Origin of the sequence: Rhodococcus sp. HNM0569 (genome assembly GCF_012726205.1) — a bacterium.
Classification (GTDB): domain Bacteria; phylum Actinomycetota; class Actinomycetes; order Mycobacteriales; family Mycobacteriaceae; genus Rhodococcus_F.
This window is the reverse complement of the sequence record NZ_JAASAE010000005.1, coordinates 93,373-110,770: the sequence shown is the minus strand read 5'-3', so window position 1 is coordinate 110,770 and position 17,398 is coordinate 93,373. Positions and strand designations below refer to the sequence as shown.

15 protein-coding genes are annotated in these 17,398 nt (G+C 70.9%); 9 read left to right on the top strand and 6 right to left on the bottom strand.

What is annotated here, in order from left to right; all coding sequences use genetic code 11:
- Positions 1-209 precede the first annotated feature (209 nt).
- Complete coding sequence (locus HCA44_RS08995) at positions 210-737, bottom strand: SAV_6107 family HEPN domain-containing protein (protein WP_169648214.1); 528 nt, start codon at positions 735-737, stop codon at positions 210-212.
- A gap of 253 nt (positions 738-990) precedes the next feature.
- Between HCA44_RS08995 and HCA44_RS08990 the strand changes: the two genes are divergently transcribed.
- From HCA44_RS08990 to HCA44_RS08980, 3 genes are read left to right on the top strand one after another with little or no spacing between them, the layout of a single operon-like run.
- A complete protein-coding gene (locus tag HCA44_RS08990) occupies positions 991-1,572 on the top strand; it encodes a GNAT family N-acetyltransferase (protein WP_346764648.1) in 582 nt (193 codons plus the stop codon).
- Between the two features lie 4 nt (positions 1,573-1,576).
- Positions 1,577-3,166: an NAD(P)/FAD-dependent oxidoreductase gene (locus tag HCA44_RS08985; RefSeq protein WP_169648213.1), complete on the top strand. Its 1,590-nt coding sequence runs from the start codon at positions 1,577-1,579 to the stop codon at positions 3,164-3,166.
- A 56-nt stretch (positions 3,167-3,222) separates the two neighbouring features.
- Positions 3,223-3,933 (top strand): DUF3153 domain-containing protein, encoded by a 711-nt coding sequence (locus HCA44_RS08980; RefSeq protein WP_169648212.1) that lies wholly within the window; start codon positions 3,223-3,225, stop codon positions 3,931-3,933.
- Between the two features lie 97 nt (positions 3,934-4,030).
- Here HCA44_RS08980 and metF read toward each other — a convergent pair whose 3' ends face one another.
- Positions 4,031-5,029, bottom strand: a complete 999-nt coding sequence (metF, locus tag HCA44_RS08975; protein ID WP_169648211.1) for a methylenetetrahydrofolate reductase [NAD(P)H] — start codon at positions 5,027-5,029, stop codon at positions 4,031-4,033.
- A gap of 206 nt (positions 5,030-5,235) precedes the next feature.
- Here metF and HCA44_RS08970 point away from each other — a divergent pair, with 206 nt between their 5' ends.
- From HCA44_RS08970 to HCA44_RS08955, 4 genes are all read left to right on the top strand, one after another.
- The gene (locus HCA44_RS08970) at positions 5,236-6,294 is read left to right on the top strand and encodes a polyprenyl synthetase family protein (RefSeq protein ID WP_169648210.1); all 1,059 of its coding nucleotides are present in this window, start codon (positions 5,236-5,238) and stop codon (positions 6,292-6,294) included.
- Position 6,295: 1 nt separating this feature from the next.
- Positions 6,296-7,912, top strand: coding sequence for a phytoene desaturase family protein (gene crtI / locus HCA44_RS08965; protein ID WP_169648209.1), 1,617 nt, complete (start codon positions 6,296-6,298; stop codon positions 7,910-7,912).
- An 86-nt stretch (positions 7,913-7,998) separates the two neighbouring features.
- A complete protein-coding gene (locus HCA44_RS08960) occupies positions 7,999-9,684 on the top strand; it encodes an alpha-(1->6)-mannopyranosyltransferase A (protein ID WP_169648208.1) in 1,686 nt (561 codons plus the stop codon).
- Positions 9,681-10,643, top strand: coding sequence for a phytoene/squalene synthase family protein (locus HCA44_RS08955; RefSeq protein ID WP_169648207.1), 963 nt, complete (start codon positions 9,681-9,683; stop codon positions 10,641-10,643). Before HCA44_RS08960 ends, HCA44_RS08955 begins: the two co-directional genes overlap by 4 nt.
- On the opposite strand, the gene HCA44_RS08950 is transcribed toward HCA44_RS08955, so the two are convergent.
- Complete coding sequence (locus HCA44_RS08950) at positions 10,615-10,983, bottom strand: Rv2175c family DNA-binding protein (RefSeq protein ID WP_169648206.1); 369 nt, start codon at positions 10,981-10,983, stop codon at positions 10,615-10,617. The genes HCA44_RS08955 and HCA44_RS08950 overlap by 29 nt on opposite strands.
- A gap of 124 nt (positions 10,984-11,107) precedes the next feature.
- On the opposite strand from HCA44_RS08950, the gene pknB reads away from it, so the two are divergent.
- On the top strand, positions 11,108-13,150 hold the full coding sequence (pknB, locus tag HCA44_RS08945; RefSeq protein ID WP_169648205.1) for a Stk1 family PASTA domain-containing Ser/Thr kinase: 2,043 nt from the start codon (positions 11,108-11,110) through the stop codon (positions 13,148-13,150).
- A gap of 3 nt (positions 13,151-13,153) precedes the next feature.
- Here pknB and HCA44_RS08940 read toward each other — a convergent pair whose 3' ends face one another.
- Positions 13,154-14,539: a 3-deoxy-7-phosphoheptulonate synthase class II gene (locus tag HCA44_RS08940; RefSeq protein ID WP_169648204.1), complete on the bottom strand. Its 1,386-nt coding sequence runs from the start codon at positions 14,537-14,539 to the stop codon at positions 13,154-13,156.
- Positions 14,540-14,617: 78 nt separating this feature from the next.
- Positions 14,618-15,109 (bottom strand): polyadenylate-specific 3'-exoribonuclease AS, encoded by a 492-nt coding sequence (locus HCA44_RS08935; RefSeq protein ID WP_169648203.1) that lies wholly within the window; start codon positions 15,107-15,109, stop codon positions 14,618-14,620.
- Positions 15,110-15,273: 164 nt separating this feature from the next.
- Here HCA44_RS08935 and HCA44_RS08930 point away from each other — a divergent pair, with 164 nt between their 5' ends.
- Positions 15,274-16,572 carry a glycosyltransferase 87 family protein gene (locus HCA44_RS08930; protein ID WP_169648202.1) on the top strand — a complete coding sequence of 433 codons (1,299 nt, stop codon included), beginning with the start codon at positions 15,274-15,276 and terminating at the stop codon, positions 16,570-16,572.
- Positions 16,573-16,578: 6 nt separating this feature from the next.
- On the opposite strand, the gene HCA44_RS08925 is transcribed toward HCA44_RS08930, so the two are convergent.
- On the bottom strand, positions 16,579-17,352 hold the full coding sequence (locus HCA44_RS08925) for a lysophospholipid acyltransferase family protein (protein ID WP_169648201.1): 774 nt from the start codon (positions 17,350-17,352) through the stop codon (positions 16,579-16,581).
- Positions 17,353-17,398 lie beyond the last annotated feature (46 nt).

Here is a 17,398-nt window from a genome sequence, read left to right as displayed (position 1 = left end):
TTGGCGGCTACCTGATGTCGATGATACGAGGACATCCTCCCCCGTACCACCTACTCGGAGTACGAGTTACGGCACCGATCGTAACCGGTATGCGGCACTTGCCCGGATCCGGCCTACGACGCGCACCGACCAGCACCTCAGGACGCATATCGCTCAGACACTCAGCACGCGTACCGCTCAGACACTCAGCACGCGTACCGCCCAGACGCTCAGCACGCGTACCGCTCGACGGCCCGTGCGTTGTCGACCCGCAGCCGCACGGCACCCAGGAATCGGGCCACCTGACCGTGGAACTCGTCGGCATGCGCGTACGTGACGGTGCGCGCGGCACCCGACTCGAGCGCAGCGCGCGTCGACGAGTGGCCCGCGAAGTACTCGGCCCATGCCGTGAACGCGGGATCGGCGCTCGCCAGCAACACCCACGCGTTGCGCGAGCGCGACCGCGTCGCGGACGCGAGCGCGCCGACCGCGCCCGCACCACGCAGTGCTGCGAGATAGGCCTCCAGAAAGATGTCGCTCGCCGATTCCGCCGCGGCCGACCGTGCGAGCAATGCGTCGGCCCGAGACAACAGCAGGGAGGCCTGCGGGCTGCCCGGCGCCCGCAACGCCGACTCGGGGGCCCCGGAGGATCTCGGCGGGGCAAGCGGCGACGGCGGCGGCGGAAACTCCAGCGACGACCGGACATCGGGCTCGCCCGGCACACGCGGATCGCCGGGCAGCTGTGGCACGTACTTCATCGCGTACCTCCCTGGCCCGCCCCGGCCGGGCAGGCGATCATGGGTGAGGATCGGCGATCCGGTGAGCCCGCTTCCCTCGGGCCCACCGGATCTCCGGACATCGAACACCTGTTCGACCTATTCAATATAGCCGGACCCACCGACATGTCGTCAAGAGCAGCCCGGGTGCGACGAGGCCCGGAAGCAGCGACGGACCCGAGCGGACGACACCCGGAGAGAGGGGAATCCCGTAGACACCGACACCGCACCCCGAGTGGTCGATCTCGAGCCCACGCAGTTCCGCGCGCGGCTCGACGACGCACTGGCCGTGTACGTCACGGCGATGGGCTATCCGCGCGGCACCGAATACCACCGTGCACCGATGTGGACCGAGCACATGACACGGCCCGGGTGGCGTGCGGTCGGCGCGCTCGAGACCACGAACGACTCGCCGGGCCGGCTCGTGGGTGTGGCATACGGGTACACCGGGTCGGCGCGGCAGTGGTGGCACCAGCAGGTGCGCACCGGGATGCGTCACTCCGGGTGGCACCACGACGACATCGACGCGGTACTCGGCGACTACTTCGAACTGACCGAACTCCACGTGCTGCCGACCGCGCAGGGCCACGGGCTCGGCGAGGCCTTGCTCCGCCGTCTCCTGCGCGGACGCACCGAACGGCGAGTGTTGCTGTCGACTCCCGAAGTCGCGGACGAGGACAACCGGGCCTGGCATCTCTACCGGCGCCTGGGCTTCGACGACGTCCTCCGGCGGTTCCGGTTCACCGGCGACAGCCGGCCGTTCGCGGTGCTCGGGCGCAGCCTGCCCGTGCCCGACCGGGTGTCGCCGCTAGCCTGAGCGCATGATCGACACCCTCGTCGTCGGATCGGGGCACAACGCCCTCGTCGCCGCGTGCTACCTGGCCGACGCCGACCGGTCGGTCGAAGTGCTCGAACGGGACACGGTCCTGGGCGGCGCCGTGTCGACCGTCGAACGCTTTCCCGGTTACCGCGTGGACCGCGGATCCTCCGCACACCTGATGATCCGCCACACCGGCATCGTCGAGGAACTGTCGCTCGCCGAGCACGGCCTGCGGTACGTCGACTGCGACCCGTGGGCGTTCGCTCCCGCCGCGCACGACCGCCCGCCCATCGTGTTCCACCGCAGCCTCGACGCGACCTGCACGTCCATCGCCCGCGCGTGCGGCGAGCGCGACGCCGACGCGTACCGCAGGTTCGTCCGCGTGTGGGGCCCGCGCAGTGCCCGCGTGATGCGGGCATTCGCCGAACCGCCGACCACGACCCACCTCGCCGCGTCGTTCGCCGACCTCACCGGCGCCGACGGCCCGGTGGACCTGAGCCGCCAGTACCTCACGACGGGCGACGCACTGCTCGACGAGTACTTCGACGACGAACGCCTCAAAGCGGCGCTCGCGTGGTTCGGCGCCCAGTCGGGCCCGCCGATGTCGGAGCCGGGCACCGCGCCGATGGTCGGCTTCGCGGCGCTGATGCACACCGTGCCGCCCGGTCGCGCGATCGGCGGCAGCGGCGCACTCACCGACGCCCTCGTCGCGCGACTCGAGGCGTCCGGCGGCCGTGTCACACCCGGCGACGCCGTCACGGCACTCGCGCGGACCGGGTCGGGCTGGCGCGCCACCACGGTCTCGGGCCGCGAGATCGCCGCGCGCACCGTCGTCGCCGGGTGCCACGTCCTCACCACATTGGACCTGTTGGAGCACGGCGGCTACGACGCCGCGTCGCTCGCCCGGTGGCGCCGACGCATCCGCGTGGGCCCGGGCCTCGGCTTCGTCGTGCGGGTGGGCACCGACGCCCTTCCTCGGTTCGCGGGTGCAACCGACGCCGAATCGGCGACCGGCCTGCAGCTGCTCGTGACCGAGCGCGCGCAGCTCCGTCTCGCGCACGGCGCCGCGCTCGCGGGTGAACTTCCCCCGCGGCCGGCCGTGCTCGGGATGAGCTTCTCGTCGATCGACGCATCGGTCGCACCCGAGGGCGAGCACCTCGTGACGTTGTGGTCGCAGTGGCATCCGCGGCATCTCGCGGGGCGCCGGTCGTGGCCGGATCTCGCGGCCCGCGAGGGCGACCGCGTCGTCGACGAGATGGAGCGTTTCGCACCCGGTTTCGCCGACTCGATCCTGCACGCGCACGTGCAGTCGCCCGAGGACATCGAGCGCGAACTCGGCATGATCGGCGGCAACGTCATGCACGTCGAGATGTCGCTCGACCAGATGATGTTGTGGCGACCGGTGCCCGAGCTCGCGCAGCATCGAGTTCCCGACGCGCCCGGGCTGTATCTGACGGGCGCGTCGACCCACCCCGGCGGCGGTGTCAGCGGTGCGAGCGGGCGCAGCGCCGCCCGGCTGGTGCTGCGCGACGCGCGGGGCCCGCTGCGCAGACTGACCGCACGGCGCCGCGGGGTCCGGACCGAGCGGTGACCGCGACACACCGAGCGCTGCCTGACAGCGCATGAGCCTCCTGGCACGATGACGACGTGCATCGAACGTCTCTGCGCCGCGTCGCGCCTGTCGCCCTGCTGCTCGTGCTCGTCCCATTCCTCGCGGGTTGCCTCCGCGTGCAGGTGTCGATGGGCATCTCGGCCGACGACCGGGTCTCCGGCCAGATCGTCGCGGCGACCGTGCCCACCGACGAGAACGACGGCGGCCCGCAGTTGACGCCGCCCGAATCGCTTGCGGGCAAGGTGCGGGTCGAGCCGTACAAGCGCGACGGGTATGTCGGATCGCAGGCGTATTTCACCGATCTCAGCTTCGGCGACGTCCAGCAACTCGGTGCGATGAACGAGCAGGCCGCCGGCCAGTTCCAGCTCGAATTGCGGCGCAGCGGCGACATCGTGACGCTCGACGGCAAGATCGACCTCAGCGATGTCCCCACGCAGGGCACCGACGTGCAGTTCACCGTCGCCTTCCCCACGCGTGTCGCCACCACCAACGGCACCCGCGAAGGCGATTCGATCGTGTCGTGGAAGCTCGCCCCGGGCGACGCGAGCCGACTCGAGGCCGAGGTCCGTTATCCCGACCCGAGCACGCGCAGCTTCGCCGGGTGGGCCGGTATCGCGGCGGGCGTCGCGCTCGGTGTCGCCGTCGTCGTGGGTGCGCTCGCGTGGCTGGCCCGCAACCGTGAGGCGCCGATCGGCAGCGGCCGCCGCGACTCGTCGGCGCCGCCGAACGACGACGCCCGCGTGTGACCCGCGCGCGCTGCGGAGCGCGGCCGGGTGCGGATTCGGGATCTCGTCGACGCACTCGCGCGGACGGGACGCACGAACGAGGTGGACTCGGACGCGCTCAGCTGACGGAACGGATGGGCGCGGCGTCGTCGCCGACCGTGCGGATGCGGCTGCCGAGCCGCTCGAGCACCTCGCCGGTCGCCCGCGCGAAGTTGAGGGTGATGAAGTGCAGGCCCGGTGCCCCCTCCGAGATGAGGCGCTCGCACATCTCCGTCGCGACGTCGATTCCGACTTCCCGCACCGCGGCGCGGTTCTCCTCGGGACCGTCGCCCGCAGCCGCCGCGAGCCGCGTTTCGAGCGCGGCGGGCAACCGGGAATCCGACAGCTCCATGATGCGTCGCACCGAGCGGAGCGACGTGATCGGCATGATCTCGGGGATCACCGGCTTCTCGCCCTGCTCGGGGTCGAAGGCCGCGATGCGATCGCGCAGCCGCAGGTAGTCGTCGACGTCGAAGAACATCTGCGTGATCGAGTACTCGGCTCCGGCACGGAGCTTCGCCGCGAGGTACCGCGTGTCGTGATCGAGATCGGGCGCCCGGTGGTGCCCCTCGGGGAACGACGCGACGCCCACGTGGAAGTCGCCCAGGTCGCGGACGAGCCGCACGAGTTCCTCGGCGTACTCGACACCTTCCGGGTGCTTGCGCCACTCGCCGAGCGGGTCGCCGGGCGGGTCACCGCGCAGCACGAGCACATTGCTGATGCCGCGATCGGCGTACGCACCGACCATCGACCGCAGCTCGTCGACCGAGTGCCCGACGGCCGTCAGGTGGGCCACCGGAAGCAGCGTCGTCTCTTCGGCTAGCTGACCCGTGACGCGCACCGTACGGTCGCGGGTCGACCCACCCGCGCCGTAGGTCATCGACACGAATGCGGGCCCGAGCCGCTCGAACACGCGCACCGCGCGCCACAACCGGTCCTCGGCGGCCTCGTCGCGCGGCGGCGAGAACTCCACCGAGAACGGGATGCGGTCGTCGTCGCCGTGCAGTCGGTCGACGATCGACGGCGTGCGGGTGCGCCACCCTTCGCTCGCACGTCCCCTGACGGATTCGGAAGTCACGAGTCCAGCATAGGAAACCGTGAGCGCACGCCATCACCCCACTCATCACCCTCTCGTGAGCGCTCCGCGAGTGCGGGCACTCCGGGAACGCTCACGGCAGGGCCCGGCGCACGCCGACTAAGCTCGGTGAGCGTACGGACCCGCGCACTCGCGCACGCACCCAGACGTTGGAGGATGTCCTGTCCGCATCAGCCGCACGATTCGAGATGTCCGGTCAGGTCGAATCCGCACTCGGCGAGTTCTTCCGGTCTCGTGCCGACGAGGCCCGCGCGATCGGCGGGGCCTTCCCGGACGCGGTGGCCCTGCTCGAGGACTACGTCTTCCGCGGAGGCAAGCGGCTGCGGCCGCATTTCGCGTGGATCGCGTGGCAGGGCGCGGGCGGCGACCCCGACGGCCCCGACGCACCCGCGGTCCTGCGCGCGTTGTCCGCGCTCGAACTCGTGCAGGCGTGTGCCCTCGTGCACGACGACATCATCGACGCGTCCACCACCCGCCGCGGCTTCCCCACCGTGCACGTCGAGTTCGCGCAGCGGCATCGTCGGGAGGGCTGGCGCGGCGACGGCACCCGATTCGGCGAGTCGGCCGCCATCCTGCTCGGCGACCTCGCGCTCGCGTGGGCCGACGACATGTTCCACGGCTCCGGCGTGCCTCCCGAGGCCGCCGGCCGCGTCGCCCCGGTGTGGTCGGCGATGCGCACCGAGATGCTCGGTGGGCAGTTCCTCGACATCACGACCGAGGCGACCGCCGACGAGTCCGTCGACGCCGCACTGCGCATCGACCGGTTCAAGACCGCCGCGTACACCGTCGAGCGGCCACTGCACCTGGGCGCCGTGCTCGCGGGGGCGGACGACGCCCTCGTCGCCGCGTACCGGAGCATCGGCGCCGACCTCGGCGTCGCCTACCAGCTGCGCGACGATCTGCTCGGGGTGTTCGGCGACCCGCAGGTGACGGGCAAGCCGTCGGGTGACGACCTGCGCTCGGGCAAGCGCACCGTGCTGCTCGCGACCGCACTGGACCACGGGGATCGCACGGACGCCGCGGCGTCGGCCGAACTGCGCGCCGGGATCGGCACCGACCTGTCGGTCGCCGACGTCGAACGCCTGCGGGTCGTGATCCGCGAACTCGGCGCGGTCGCCGACGTCGAGGACCGGATCGACGCGCTCACCGCACGCGCGTCGCGCACTCTCGACGCGTGCACCGCGACGGACGACGCGAAGCGCGATCTCGCCGCGCTCGCCGAGTCGCTCACGCAGCGGACGTCGTGACGTGGCACACGCAGTCCGGACGGTGACGGGCCCCACCGACCGCGTCGTCGTAGTCGGCGGCGGACTCGCAGGCCTCTCGGCGGCCCTGCACCTGCTCGGCGCCGGACGCGAGGTCACGGTGCTCGAATCCGACGCCGCGGTCGGTGGCCGGGTCGGCTCGTACGCACTCGGCCACGGTCGCCGCATCGACTCGGGCGCGACTGTCATGACGCTGCCGTCGGTCGTGTCCGACGCGCTCGGCGCAGTAGGCCTCACGCCGGGAGACACGACTCCGCCACTGCGGTTCGACCGCCTCTCGCCCGCCTATCACGCGCGCTTCGCCGACGGCAGCGCGCTCGACGTGCATTCGGACTCCGACGCGATGGTCGACGAGGTCACGCGCTTCGCGGGTACGGACGAGGCTCGGCGCTATCTCGCCCTGCGCACGTGGCTCGCGAAGATCTTCGACGCGGAGTTCGCACGGTTCATGGACGCGAACTTCGACTCGCCTCTCGATCTGGTGTCGTCGCGCGGTGCACTCCGCGACCTCACGCGTCTGGTGACACTCGGCGGGTTCGGCAGCCTCGGCCGCGGGGTCGCGCGGCGGCTCACCGACCCGCGGTTGCGGCGGGTGTTCACCTTCCAGGCGCTGTATGCGGGCGTCGCACCCGAACGCGCGCTCGCGGTGTACGGCGCGATCGCGCACATGGACACCGGCCTCGGTGTGTACTTCCCGCGCGGCGGCATGCACACGATCGCCGAGGCGATGGCCGACGCCGTCGTCCGGGCGGGCGGGCGCGTCGTCACGGGCACGGCGGTGGACGCCCTCACCGTCGCGCAACGACGCGTCGTCGCGGTGCGCTCGGGCGCGGACTCCTACGAGTGCGACATCGTCGTCCTGACTCCGGACGAGCAGGTGACCGACGCCCTCCTCGCGCCGCACGGTGCCGCACCGCGCAGGCGCAGCCGGATGGCGCCGTCGGCGGTGGTGCTGCACGGCACCGTGCCGAGCGAGCTCGCCGCGTCGTGGCCCGTGCACCGGCACCACACGATCGAGTTCGGCAGCGCGTGGGAGCGCACCTTCCGGGAGATCACGGGCCGACGAGGCCGGCTCATGAGCGATCCGTCTTTCCTGATCACGCGGCCCGCGCTGTCCGACCCCGCATTGCGCATCGGCGATCGTGAACCGTTCTCGGTACTCGCGCCGTGCCCCAATCTCGACACCGCGCCGCTCGCGTGGCGCGAGCTCGGTCCCGCCTACGCGCGCGAGATCCTCACCACGCTGGCTGACCGTGGGTACCGCGGCATCGACGTGCACTTCGACGTCGAACACCTCGACACCCCGCAGACGTGGCTCGAGCGCGGGATGGCCGCCGGCAGCCCGTTCGCGGGTGCGCACGTCTTCCGCCAGACGGGGCCGTTCCGGCGGCGCAACCTGATCGCGGGGCTCGACAACGTGGTGCTGGCCGGCTCGAGCACCACCCCCGGCGTGGGAGTACCGACCGTGGTGCTGTCCGGCAGGCTCGCCGCCGAACGGGTCGTCGGACCGGTCTCCGCGACGCGCCCACAGAGCCGACGACGTGCGGTTCCCGGCGCGTCGCGTCGAGGCGGCGAGGTGGCCGGGGCCGCGAACAACTAAGCTGGGGCACCGACCGACGACAATTCGTGCGCGCGCCGGCACGGCGCCGTGCCTGTTCCTGGATCCCGGGGGAGGAAACTTCACACATGGCGTCCTCTACCCGCGAGGCCCCCTACACCGGCGACACGACCGATCTGCCCGCGACGACCGCTGGACGCAGGCGCGCGTGGGCGGACTTCCTGCGTAGCCCCGAGGGCCACGCGGCGCTGCTCGGCATCGTCGGCGCCGCGATGATCACCTTCGGTGGTTTCGGGGCGGGCAGCGTCCGACGCGAGGACCCGCTGCTCGAGGCGATGTTCCTGTCGTGGCTGCGCTTCGGGCACGGCCAGATCATCTCGACCGTGATCGTGTGGGTCGGTGTGGTCGCGATGATCGCGGCGTGGGTGCGGCTCGGTCGCGCAACCCTGGCCGGGCGCGTCAGCGTGCGGCAGTTGATGCTGATCGTCCCGGCATGGACGGCGCCGCTGCTGGTCGCGGTGCCGATGTTCAGCCGCGACGCGTACTCGTATCTCGCGCAGGGTGCGCTGCTGCGCGACGGGTTCGATCCCTATGCGGTGGGGCCGGTCGCGAATCCCGGCATCCTGCTCGACAACGTGAGCAATGTGTGGACCACCACCACCGCGCCGTACGGTCCGCTGTTCCTGCTCCTCGGCCAGGGCATCACGGCCTTGGTCGGCGACAGCATCGTCGTCGGCACGATGCTGCTGCGCCTCACGATGCTCCCGGGCCTCGCGCTCACGATGTGGGCCGTCCCCCGCCTCGCGCGTCATCTGGGCGGCAACCCCGCGATCTCGCTGTGGCTCGCCGTGCTCAACCCGCTGGTTCTGATCCATCTGATCGGCGGTGTCCACAACGAAGTGCTCATGGTCGGGCTGATGAGCGCGGGTGTCGTACTCGTCCTCGACCGGCGTCACCTCGGTGGCTTCGCGCTCGTGTCGGTCGCCGTCGCGATCAAGGCGACGGCGGGTGCCGCGCTGCCGTTCATGGTGTGGATCTGGATGATCCACGAACGCGAACGCGCTGCCGCGGAGGGCCGCGAGCCCGCGTCGCCGTTCGTCCTGTTCGCCAAGACTGCCGGAGCGGGCTTCGCGATGTTCGTCGCCGTCTTCGCGGGCTCGTCGCTCGCGGCGGGTGTCGGGCTCGGCTGGATGACCGCACTGTCGGGCTCGGCGAAGATCATCAACTGGCTGTCGCTGCCCACGATCCTCGCGCACATCGTCACCGTCGGTACGTCCTGGTTCGCCGACCTCACCCTCGGCAGCGTCCTCGACGTCACCCGCATGATCTGCGGCATCGCACTCGTCGTCATCGTCGTGGCGGCGTGGTGGCGTTTCCGCAAGACCGAACGCGATGCCGTGCTCGGCATCCTCGTGGTGCTCGTCGCGATCGTCGTACTCTCCCCTGCCGCGCTGCCGTGGTACTACTCGTGGCCGCTCGCAATCGCCGCGGGCTTCGCGCTGTCGCAGCGCACGCTGATGGTCCTGGTCGGGCTGTCCACGTGGCTCATGTTGGTCTTCCAGCCCGACGGCTCGATCGGCCTGTACACCTTCCCGCACGTCGCGCTCGCGGTGTTCGCGGCGTTCGTCGCGGCGTACTCGCTCCGCAGCGTCGACCCGCTGCGCCTGCGGGGGCGCCCGCACCCCCAGTCGTCGGCCACGGCCGGCCACGACGCCGAGTCCGCCGCTGTCGACGTGCCGGACACCGGCGAGACGCGCGACGACACCGACGGTTCCGGAGCGGACGACCCGTCACGGGTACCGGCCACGTCATGACCCCGGAACGCGGGGGCTGCACGCTCCTCGCCGACGAGTACGAGCACTGCCGGGCGATCACGGCCCGCCACGGGCGCAGTTACTATCTCGCGGCCCGGCTGCTACCACCCGAGCGCAGGCGTGCGGTACATGCGCTCTACGCCTTCGCACGCACCATCGACGACATCGTCGACGGGGTCGAGGGAGTCGAGGGGGTCGCCCCGGCGGACCCGATTCGGGCCGCCCGAGCCCTCGACGACGCCGCAGCAGTCGTCGACTCTCTCGGCTCGGACGCTCCTGCCCGGACCGATCCGGTGTTCGCGGCCTTCACCGACACCGCGCGGCGCTTCGGGATCCCGCACGAGTACTTCGGTGCCTTTCTCGACTCGATGCGGATGGACGTGCCCGGCACACCGAACTTCCGCAGTCGGTACGCGTCGTGGGCGGCACTCGGCGAGTACATGTACGGTTCGGCGGTCGTGATCGGCTTGCAGTTGCTGCCCGTACTGGGTGCGGCGGACGGTGCCGAGCCACATGCGGCCGCTCTCGGCGAGGCGTTCCAGCTCACGAACTTCCTGCGCGATGTGGGCGAGGACCTCGATCGCGGGCGTGTCTACCTGCCGCAGGACGAACTCGCGGCATTCGGCGTCGACGACGACCTGCTGCGCTGGTGCCGCGAGCGACGCTCCGTCGACCGTCGGGTGGCCCGCGCGCTCGCCCACCTGATCGCCGTAACGCGGTCGCTGTACCGGACGGCGGCACCGGGCATCGCGATGCTCGATCCCCGCGCCCGCCCGGCCATCGCCACCGCCCTGCGCCTCTACGAGGGCATTCTCGACGAGATCGAGGCGCACGAGTACGCGGTGCTGCATCGGCGTGTGACGGTGACCCGGACGAGACGACTCGCGCTCGTTGCCCGCGAGATGCCACGTCTCGCGGCGCGCCCTGCCGTCAGAACGCCATCGCCTGCGCCCGCCTGATCACCTCGCGTGCGAGGTCGCCGCGCAGCGCGTCGACCGGGCGACCGGGCAGCGTGTCGTCCGGGGTGAAGATCCACCGCAGGATCTCGGTGTCGGAGTAGCCGCCGTCGTGCATCACGGACAGCAGTCCCGGCAGGAACTTGAGCACCTGGCCGTCGTCGTCGAAGAATGCCTCGGGAACACCGATCACGCCGTCGCGCTTGACCGCGACGAGTTTGCGCTCCCGCAACATCTGGTGCACACGGGTGACGGCGAGGCCGACGTTCTTGGCGACATCCGGGAGTTGCAGGAGTCCGACATCGGAATCGAGGACGTCGTCGGTGTAAGGAATCGCGCTCACGTCTTCACGGTATCGGGTCGCCCGCGCGCGTGCCGCTTCCGGTCGGTCCCGGTGGCTACGATTGGGTGTTCGCCGCGTGTGGTGGACACCCGATTGTCGATGTGCGAACCGCGGGAGGAATCCATTGATCGGCCAGTTGCTCGACCGGCGCTATCGGGTGGATTCGCCCATCGCGCGCGGCGGGATGTCCACTGTGTATCGCGGGCTCGACCTGCGGCTGGACCGGCCGGTAGCGATCAAGGTGATGGATCCGCAGTTCGCGTCCGATCCGGCATTCGTGTCGCGTTTCGAGTTCGAGGCACGTGCCGTCGCCCGGCTCAAGCACCCGTCGCTGGTCGCGGTGTACGACCAGGGACACGACCAGGGTCATGCCTTCCTCGTGATGGAACTCGTCGAGGGCGGCACCCTGCGTGAGCTGCTGCGCGAACGTGGCCCGATGCCCCCGCACGCGGTCGCCGCCGTCGCGGGGCCGGTGCTGTCGGCGCTCGCGGTCGCGCACCGCGCCGGACTGGTGCACCGCGACGTCAAACCGGAGAACGTGCTCATCTCCGACACCGGCGAGGTCAAGATCGCCGACTTCGGTCTCGTCCGCGCCGCGGCGGCATCCACGACGACGTCGAACAGCGTCATCCTGGGTACGGCCGCGTACCTGTCCCCCGAGCAGGTCACGTCGGGGATCGCCGACACGCGTAGCGACGTGTACTCGATGGGCATCCTGATGTTCGAATTGCTCACGGGCCACCCCCCGTTCACCGGCGACACGTCGCTGTCGGTCGCGTATCAGCGGGTCAACCAGGACGTGCCGCGCCCCGGGTCGTACATCGTGGGCGTGCCGCCGCAGTTCGACGACCTGGTTGCCGAGGCCACCCACCGCGAACCGGCGCACCGGTTCCGCGACGCCGGCGCGATGGCCGACGCGCTGCAGTCGGTCGCCGACGAACTCGATCTGCCCGACTACCGCGTGCCCGCGCCGCGGCGCTCCGCCGAGCACCTGTCGCACGCCGTGCCGCGCGACGCGACCGCTGCCGATTCGGCGGCGCCCACGGCGCATGTGGCACGGCAACAGCCGCCGACATCCGATCTGCACACCCCCACCCAACACACCCCCGTCCAGCACACCCCCGTCCAGCACACCCCCCTTCAGCACACCAAGGTCGTCACGGGTGTCACGCCACGGCCGGACGCCCCGGTCGACGCCGCCGAACAGCCGGCTACGTTCGCCGACGCCGGCACCCGGGTGCGTCCCCGCGGCGACTATCCGTTCCCCGATTTCGCGGCCGAGCGGCAACGCTCTCGCCGCTCGCTCGCCGTGTGGCTGCTGGCGATCCTCGTGCTCGCGGTGGCACTCGCGGCGGGCGGATGGTGGCTCGGATCGGGTCGGTACACCGCGGTGCCGCCGCTCGACGGCCTCGACAGGGGTGCAGCGGTCGAAGCCGTCGAGGCGGCAGGGCTGAGCTACGTCGTGCGCGGCGAGTACTCCGACTCCGCGGAACCGGATGTGCTGCTGGGCACGGATCCCGAATCGGGCGGGCGCGTCGAACGCTCCGGCACGGTCGCACTGCGGGTGTCGCTCGGCAAGCCGACGGTGCCGACGCTGCCCGCGGGCGGCGACCGAACGGCCAGCGAATCCGCGCTGCGCGAACGCACTTTCGTGCCCGTCGAGGGCGGTGAGGCGTTCAGTTCCACGATCCCGGTCGGTGCGGTCGCGGCGTTCGAGCCTGCATCGGGAGTCGCGCTCCCGGTGGGCTCGCAGGTGCGGCTGATCTACAGCAAGGGCGCGGCACCGGTCGAGATCCCGGACGTGAGCGGCATGCCGGAGGGCAAGGCACGCGCCGCGCTCGAGGACGCAGGTCTGGTCGTCGGCGACGTGGAATCCCGTTTCGACGCGAAGATCGAGGGCGGGCACGCCGTCGGCACGTCACCGAAAACCGGCCGTACCGTCGACTCCGGCAGCACCGTCACCCTCACGGTGTCCGACGCGGTGTCGGTGCCGTCGATGCTGGGCCGCACGGTCGGGTCGGCGCGGGACGAACTGACCCGGCTGGGCCTGGACGTCGAAGTGCGCCGACTCGCGTCGTCCGACAAGTCGCTCGTCATCCGGCAGACACCCGGATCGGGGGATCTCGTCCGGCCGGGCAGCACCGTCACGCTCACGTCGCTGCCGTAGTGGTCAGCCGCGCAGCATCTCCGCGACGAGGAATGCCAGCTCGAGCGACTGTTGGGTGTTGAGTCGCGGGTCGCATGCGGTCTCGTAGCGGCCCGACAGGTCGAGATCCGAGATGTCCTGGGCGCCGCCGAGGCACTCGGTGACGTCTTCGCCCGTGAGTTCTACGTGGATGCCGCCCGGGTGGCTGCCCAGCTCGCGGTGAACCTCGAAGAAGCCCTGCACCTCGTCGACGACACGGTCGAAGTGGCGGGTCTTGTAGCCGGTGCTCGACTCGTGCGTGTTGCCGTGCATCGGATCGCACTGCCAGATGACCTGGTGGCCCGTCGCCTGCACCTTCTCCACGATCGCGGGCAACAGCTCACGTACCTTGCCGTTGCCCATCCGCGAGATCAGCGTGAGCCGCCCCGGCATGTTGGTGGGATCGAGCCGCTCCACGTACTCGACGGCCATCTCGGGCGTCGTGGTGGGACCGATCTTCAGGCCGATCGGGTTGGACACGAGTTCGGCGAACGCGACGTGCGCGCCGTCGAGCTGCCGGGTGCGATCGCCGATCCACAGGAAGTGCGCCGACAGGTCGTACAGCTTGGGGTGGTCGTCGTCGTTGTCGAGGCGCAACATCGCGCGCTCGTAGTCGAGGACGAGCGCTTCGTGGCTCGCGAAGATCGTGGCCTGCTGCAGGCTGGGGTCGGTGACGCCGCATGCATTCATGAACTGCAGACCGCGGTCGATCTCGGCGGCGAGCGCTTCGTAGCGGGCGCCCGCAGGCGACGCGGCGACGAATTCGCGATTCCAGTCGTGCACCTTGTGCAGGTCGGCCATGCCTGCGCCGGTGAGCGCCCGGACGAGGTTCATCGCGGCGCTCGCGTTGGCGTAGGCCCGCACCAGACGCGACGGGTCGTGTGCACGCACCGACTCGTCGGGAACGATCGAGTTGACCATGTCGCCGCGGTACGACGGCAGGCCGAGCGCGTCGACATTCGACGACCGGGGCTTGGCGTACTGGCCTGCGATACGGGCGACCTTGACCACCGGCAGGCTCGCGCCGTAGGTGAGCACGACGGCCATCTGCAGCAGCGTGCGGATGTTGCCCTTGATGTGCGGCTCGGTGTTGTCGGCGAACGTTTCGGCGCAGTCGCCGCCCTGCAGCAGGAACGCCTCGCCACGTGCGACGGACGCGAGCTGGGCCTTGAGGGCCTCGACCTCGCGGGGCACGGTGATCGGTGGGACACTCTCGAGCACCGTCCGCATGGCGGCAGCCTGGTCGACCGGCCACTGCGGCTGCTGCGCCGCCGGCTTGGCGAGCGCGGCGTCGAGTTGCTCACGCAGCGCGGTCGGCAGCGGCGGGAGTTCGGGCAAGCGGTCGATCGGCACGTCGACTGTCCAGTTCACGACATCCAGGGTATCGGGATCGCCGAGTGTGCCCGCCACCACCCCGGGCCACGCACGCCGTCGACGCGGCGGGCCCGGTCAGCGCAGGCGCCGGGACGCTTCGATCGCTTCGAACTTCGCGAGGTTGTGCCGTGCGTCGGCGAGCGCACTGTGCGCGTCGTCCGGCGCCGGGGGCAGCGCCGGGCGGCCCGCGTCCTCCCAGCGTTGCTTGAGCTCGCGGGTGAACCGGGGCATCCCCTGCGGCAGTTCGGTCATCGCGCCCCACAGCTGACACAGCACGACGTGGTCGTACGCCCCCACCCACGCCCACAGCTCCGGGGCGATCGTGGGGCGCGGAACGAGGAACGCATGGAGCTCGTCGCGGATGCGTGCGCGCGATTTCCATTCGGCTGCGGCGGGCGACGGCAGTTTCGGGAGCACATTGCGCCGCACCCACGTGCCTGCCCGCGCGGGATCGAACTCGGTCGACACCGCGTAGTACTCCCTGCCGTCCTCGGCGACGACGCCGATCGACACGAGATCGATCGTGTGGCCGTCCTCGATGAACTCGCAGTCGTAGAAATAACGCACAGCGGAAGACTATGCGCTGGGCCGCTCGGGGCAGAATGTGGGCCGTACGGTGCAGAGTGAGCCAGGCCGTGCAGACGGCGGCTCGACGAGCCGTCCGTGAGCGGCTCCAGAAGGAGTGTTCGATGTCGTGCGGTGCACGCAGGTCTTCGTCGTGCGGTGCACGCATGTTTTCGTCTGGCGGTGCACGCGAGTGTTCGACCACGCCCGCTGCCGCGACGGGGAGTCGCGCGCGTCGCCGCCTCGTGGCCGCCGGGCACGTGGTGACCCTCGCCGCGCTCTCGGTCGGACTGCTCTACCATCTTGCCGGCCTGCCACCGTTGCGGGACTTCGGCGTGTGGTATCGCCTCGACCTCGACGTCTATCGCATCGGCGGATCCGCCTTGGTGGACGGCACTCCGCTGTACGGCGAACTGCCGCTCACCCGGTCGGGCGTGCCGCTCCCGTTCACCTATCCCCCGCTGGCCGCGGTGGTGTTCGCGCCCTTGGCGTTCGTGCCCCTGCCCGTCGCCGGGGTCGTGCTGACGGTCGCGTCGATCGCGCTGCTCGCAGTCGTGATCGTGGTGACGCTGCGCTCGCTCGGCTTCGCGGACCGCTCGATCCTGATGTGGGGCACGCTCGGTGCGCTCGCCGTCGCGTTCGCGCTCGAGCCCGTGTCGTCGACGTTCGACTACGGGCAGATCAACATCGTGCTGATGGCGCTCGTGGTGGTCGACTGCCTCGCCGAACGGACGCCGTGGCCGCGCGGAATGCTGGTCGGTCTCGCGGCCGCCGTGAAACTCACGCCCGCGGTGTTCGTGTTGTTCTTCCTGCTGCGCCGGGACTGGCGCGCGGTGGCGGGCACGGCGGGCGGTTTCGTGGCGTTCACCCTCGTGGGGTTCGCGGCGACGTGGCGCGACAGCGTCGCGTACTGGACCGGCGTGCTCTTCGACGCCGGGCGGATCGGGACGTCGGCCTACCCGCCGAACCAGAGCATCACCGGTGTCCTCGCACGTGCGTCATGGGACGAGAGTGCGCCGTGGCTCGTGGCGTCGGCGGTGGTCTGCTGCCTCGCGATCGCTGCGATGTCGGCGGCACTGCGGGCCGGCGAGAAGGCTCTGGCGCTGTGCGTGAACGCACTCGCGGGCCTGCTGGTGTCGCCGGTGTCGTGGTCTCATCACTGGGTGTGGACGGTGCCGTTGCTGCTCACGCTCGGCGTCCTGGCGTGGCGAGGTCTCGGCGGCGCTGCGCCGCGACGCACGCGCGGCGCGGTCTTCGCGGCCCTCACCCTCGCCGGCCTGGTCGCGACGCGGTGGCCTCCGCACTGGCTGCTCGGCGGCGGCCGGTGGGACGGAGTGGGGTGGCCTGCGCTCGACCAGATCGTCGCGTCGGCCTACGTGTGGTGGGCCGTCGCCGTACTCGTGGCGACGTGGCTGCTGCTGCGGCGGGTGCCTGCGCGCGCCGCTCCGCAGACCGCCCCGGTGTGACGCGCGTCAGCTGGCCTGCGAGTCCGGCATACGATCGGCGTCGGGGACGGCGGAGGCGGCCGGGTCCGCGTCCTCGCCCGTGTCGCCGGTCTTCCCCTTGTCGCTGCTCTTGTCCTTCTTGAGCGTCGCCGCGTACACGTCGACGTATTCCTGCCCGGTGAGCTGCATGAGCCGGTACATGATCTCGTCGGTGACCGCGCGCTCGACGAACCGGTTGTTGACCATGCCCTCGTAGCGCGAGAAGTCCAGCGGCGCACCGAACGTGACCCGCACCCGGCGACGGCGCCAGCGGAACGGCCCGGGCGGACTCACCTCGTCGGTACCGACGACCCCGACCGGAACGACCGGCACGCCGGTCTCGAGTGCGATGCGCGCGATACCGGTCTTGCCCTTGTAGAGCCGGCCGTCGGGCGAGCGCGTTCCTTCCGGGAACAGTCCGACGATCTTTCCGTCCTCGAGCAGACCGCGTGCGGTGAGCAGCGCGCTCTCGGCGGCGTCGGCGCCGCGGCGGTCGAGGGGTACCTGGCCGGTCTGGGTGTAGAAGAACTTCTGCAGCATGCCGCGTAGACCGGGCGTGGTGAAGTAGTCGCTCTTCGCGAGGTAGGTGACGCGGCGCGGGATCGCGAGCGGCGTGAAGAGCCAGTCGGCGATGGAGAGGTGATTGCCTGCGAGCAGAACGGGGCCGTCGGTGGGTACGTGTTCGAGGCCCTCGACCTTGGGCCGGTTGTAGAGCTTGATGAAAGGCCCGACGAACACGAACTTGACAAGCCAATAGAACATGGCGACCTTTCATCCGACAGCGAAGACCGGGCAACCACGGCCGCAG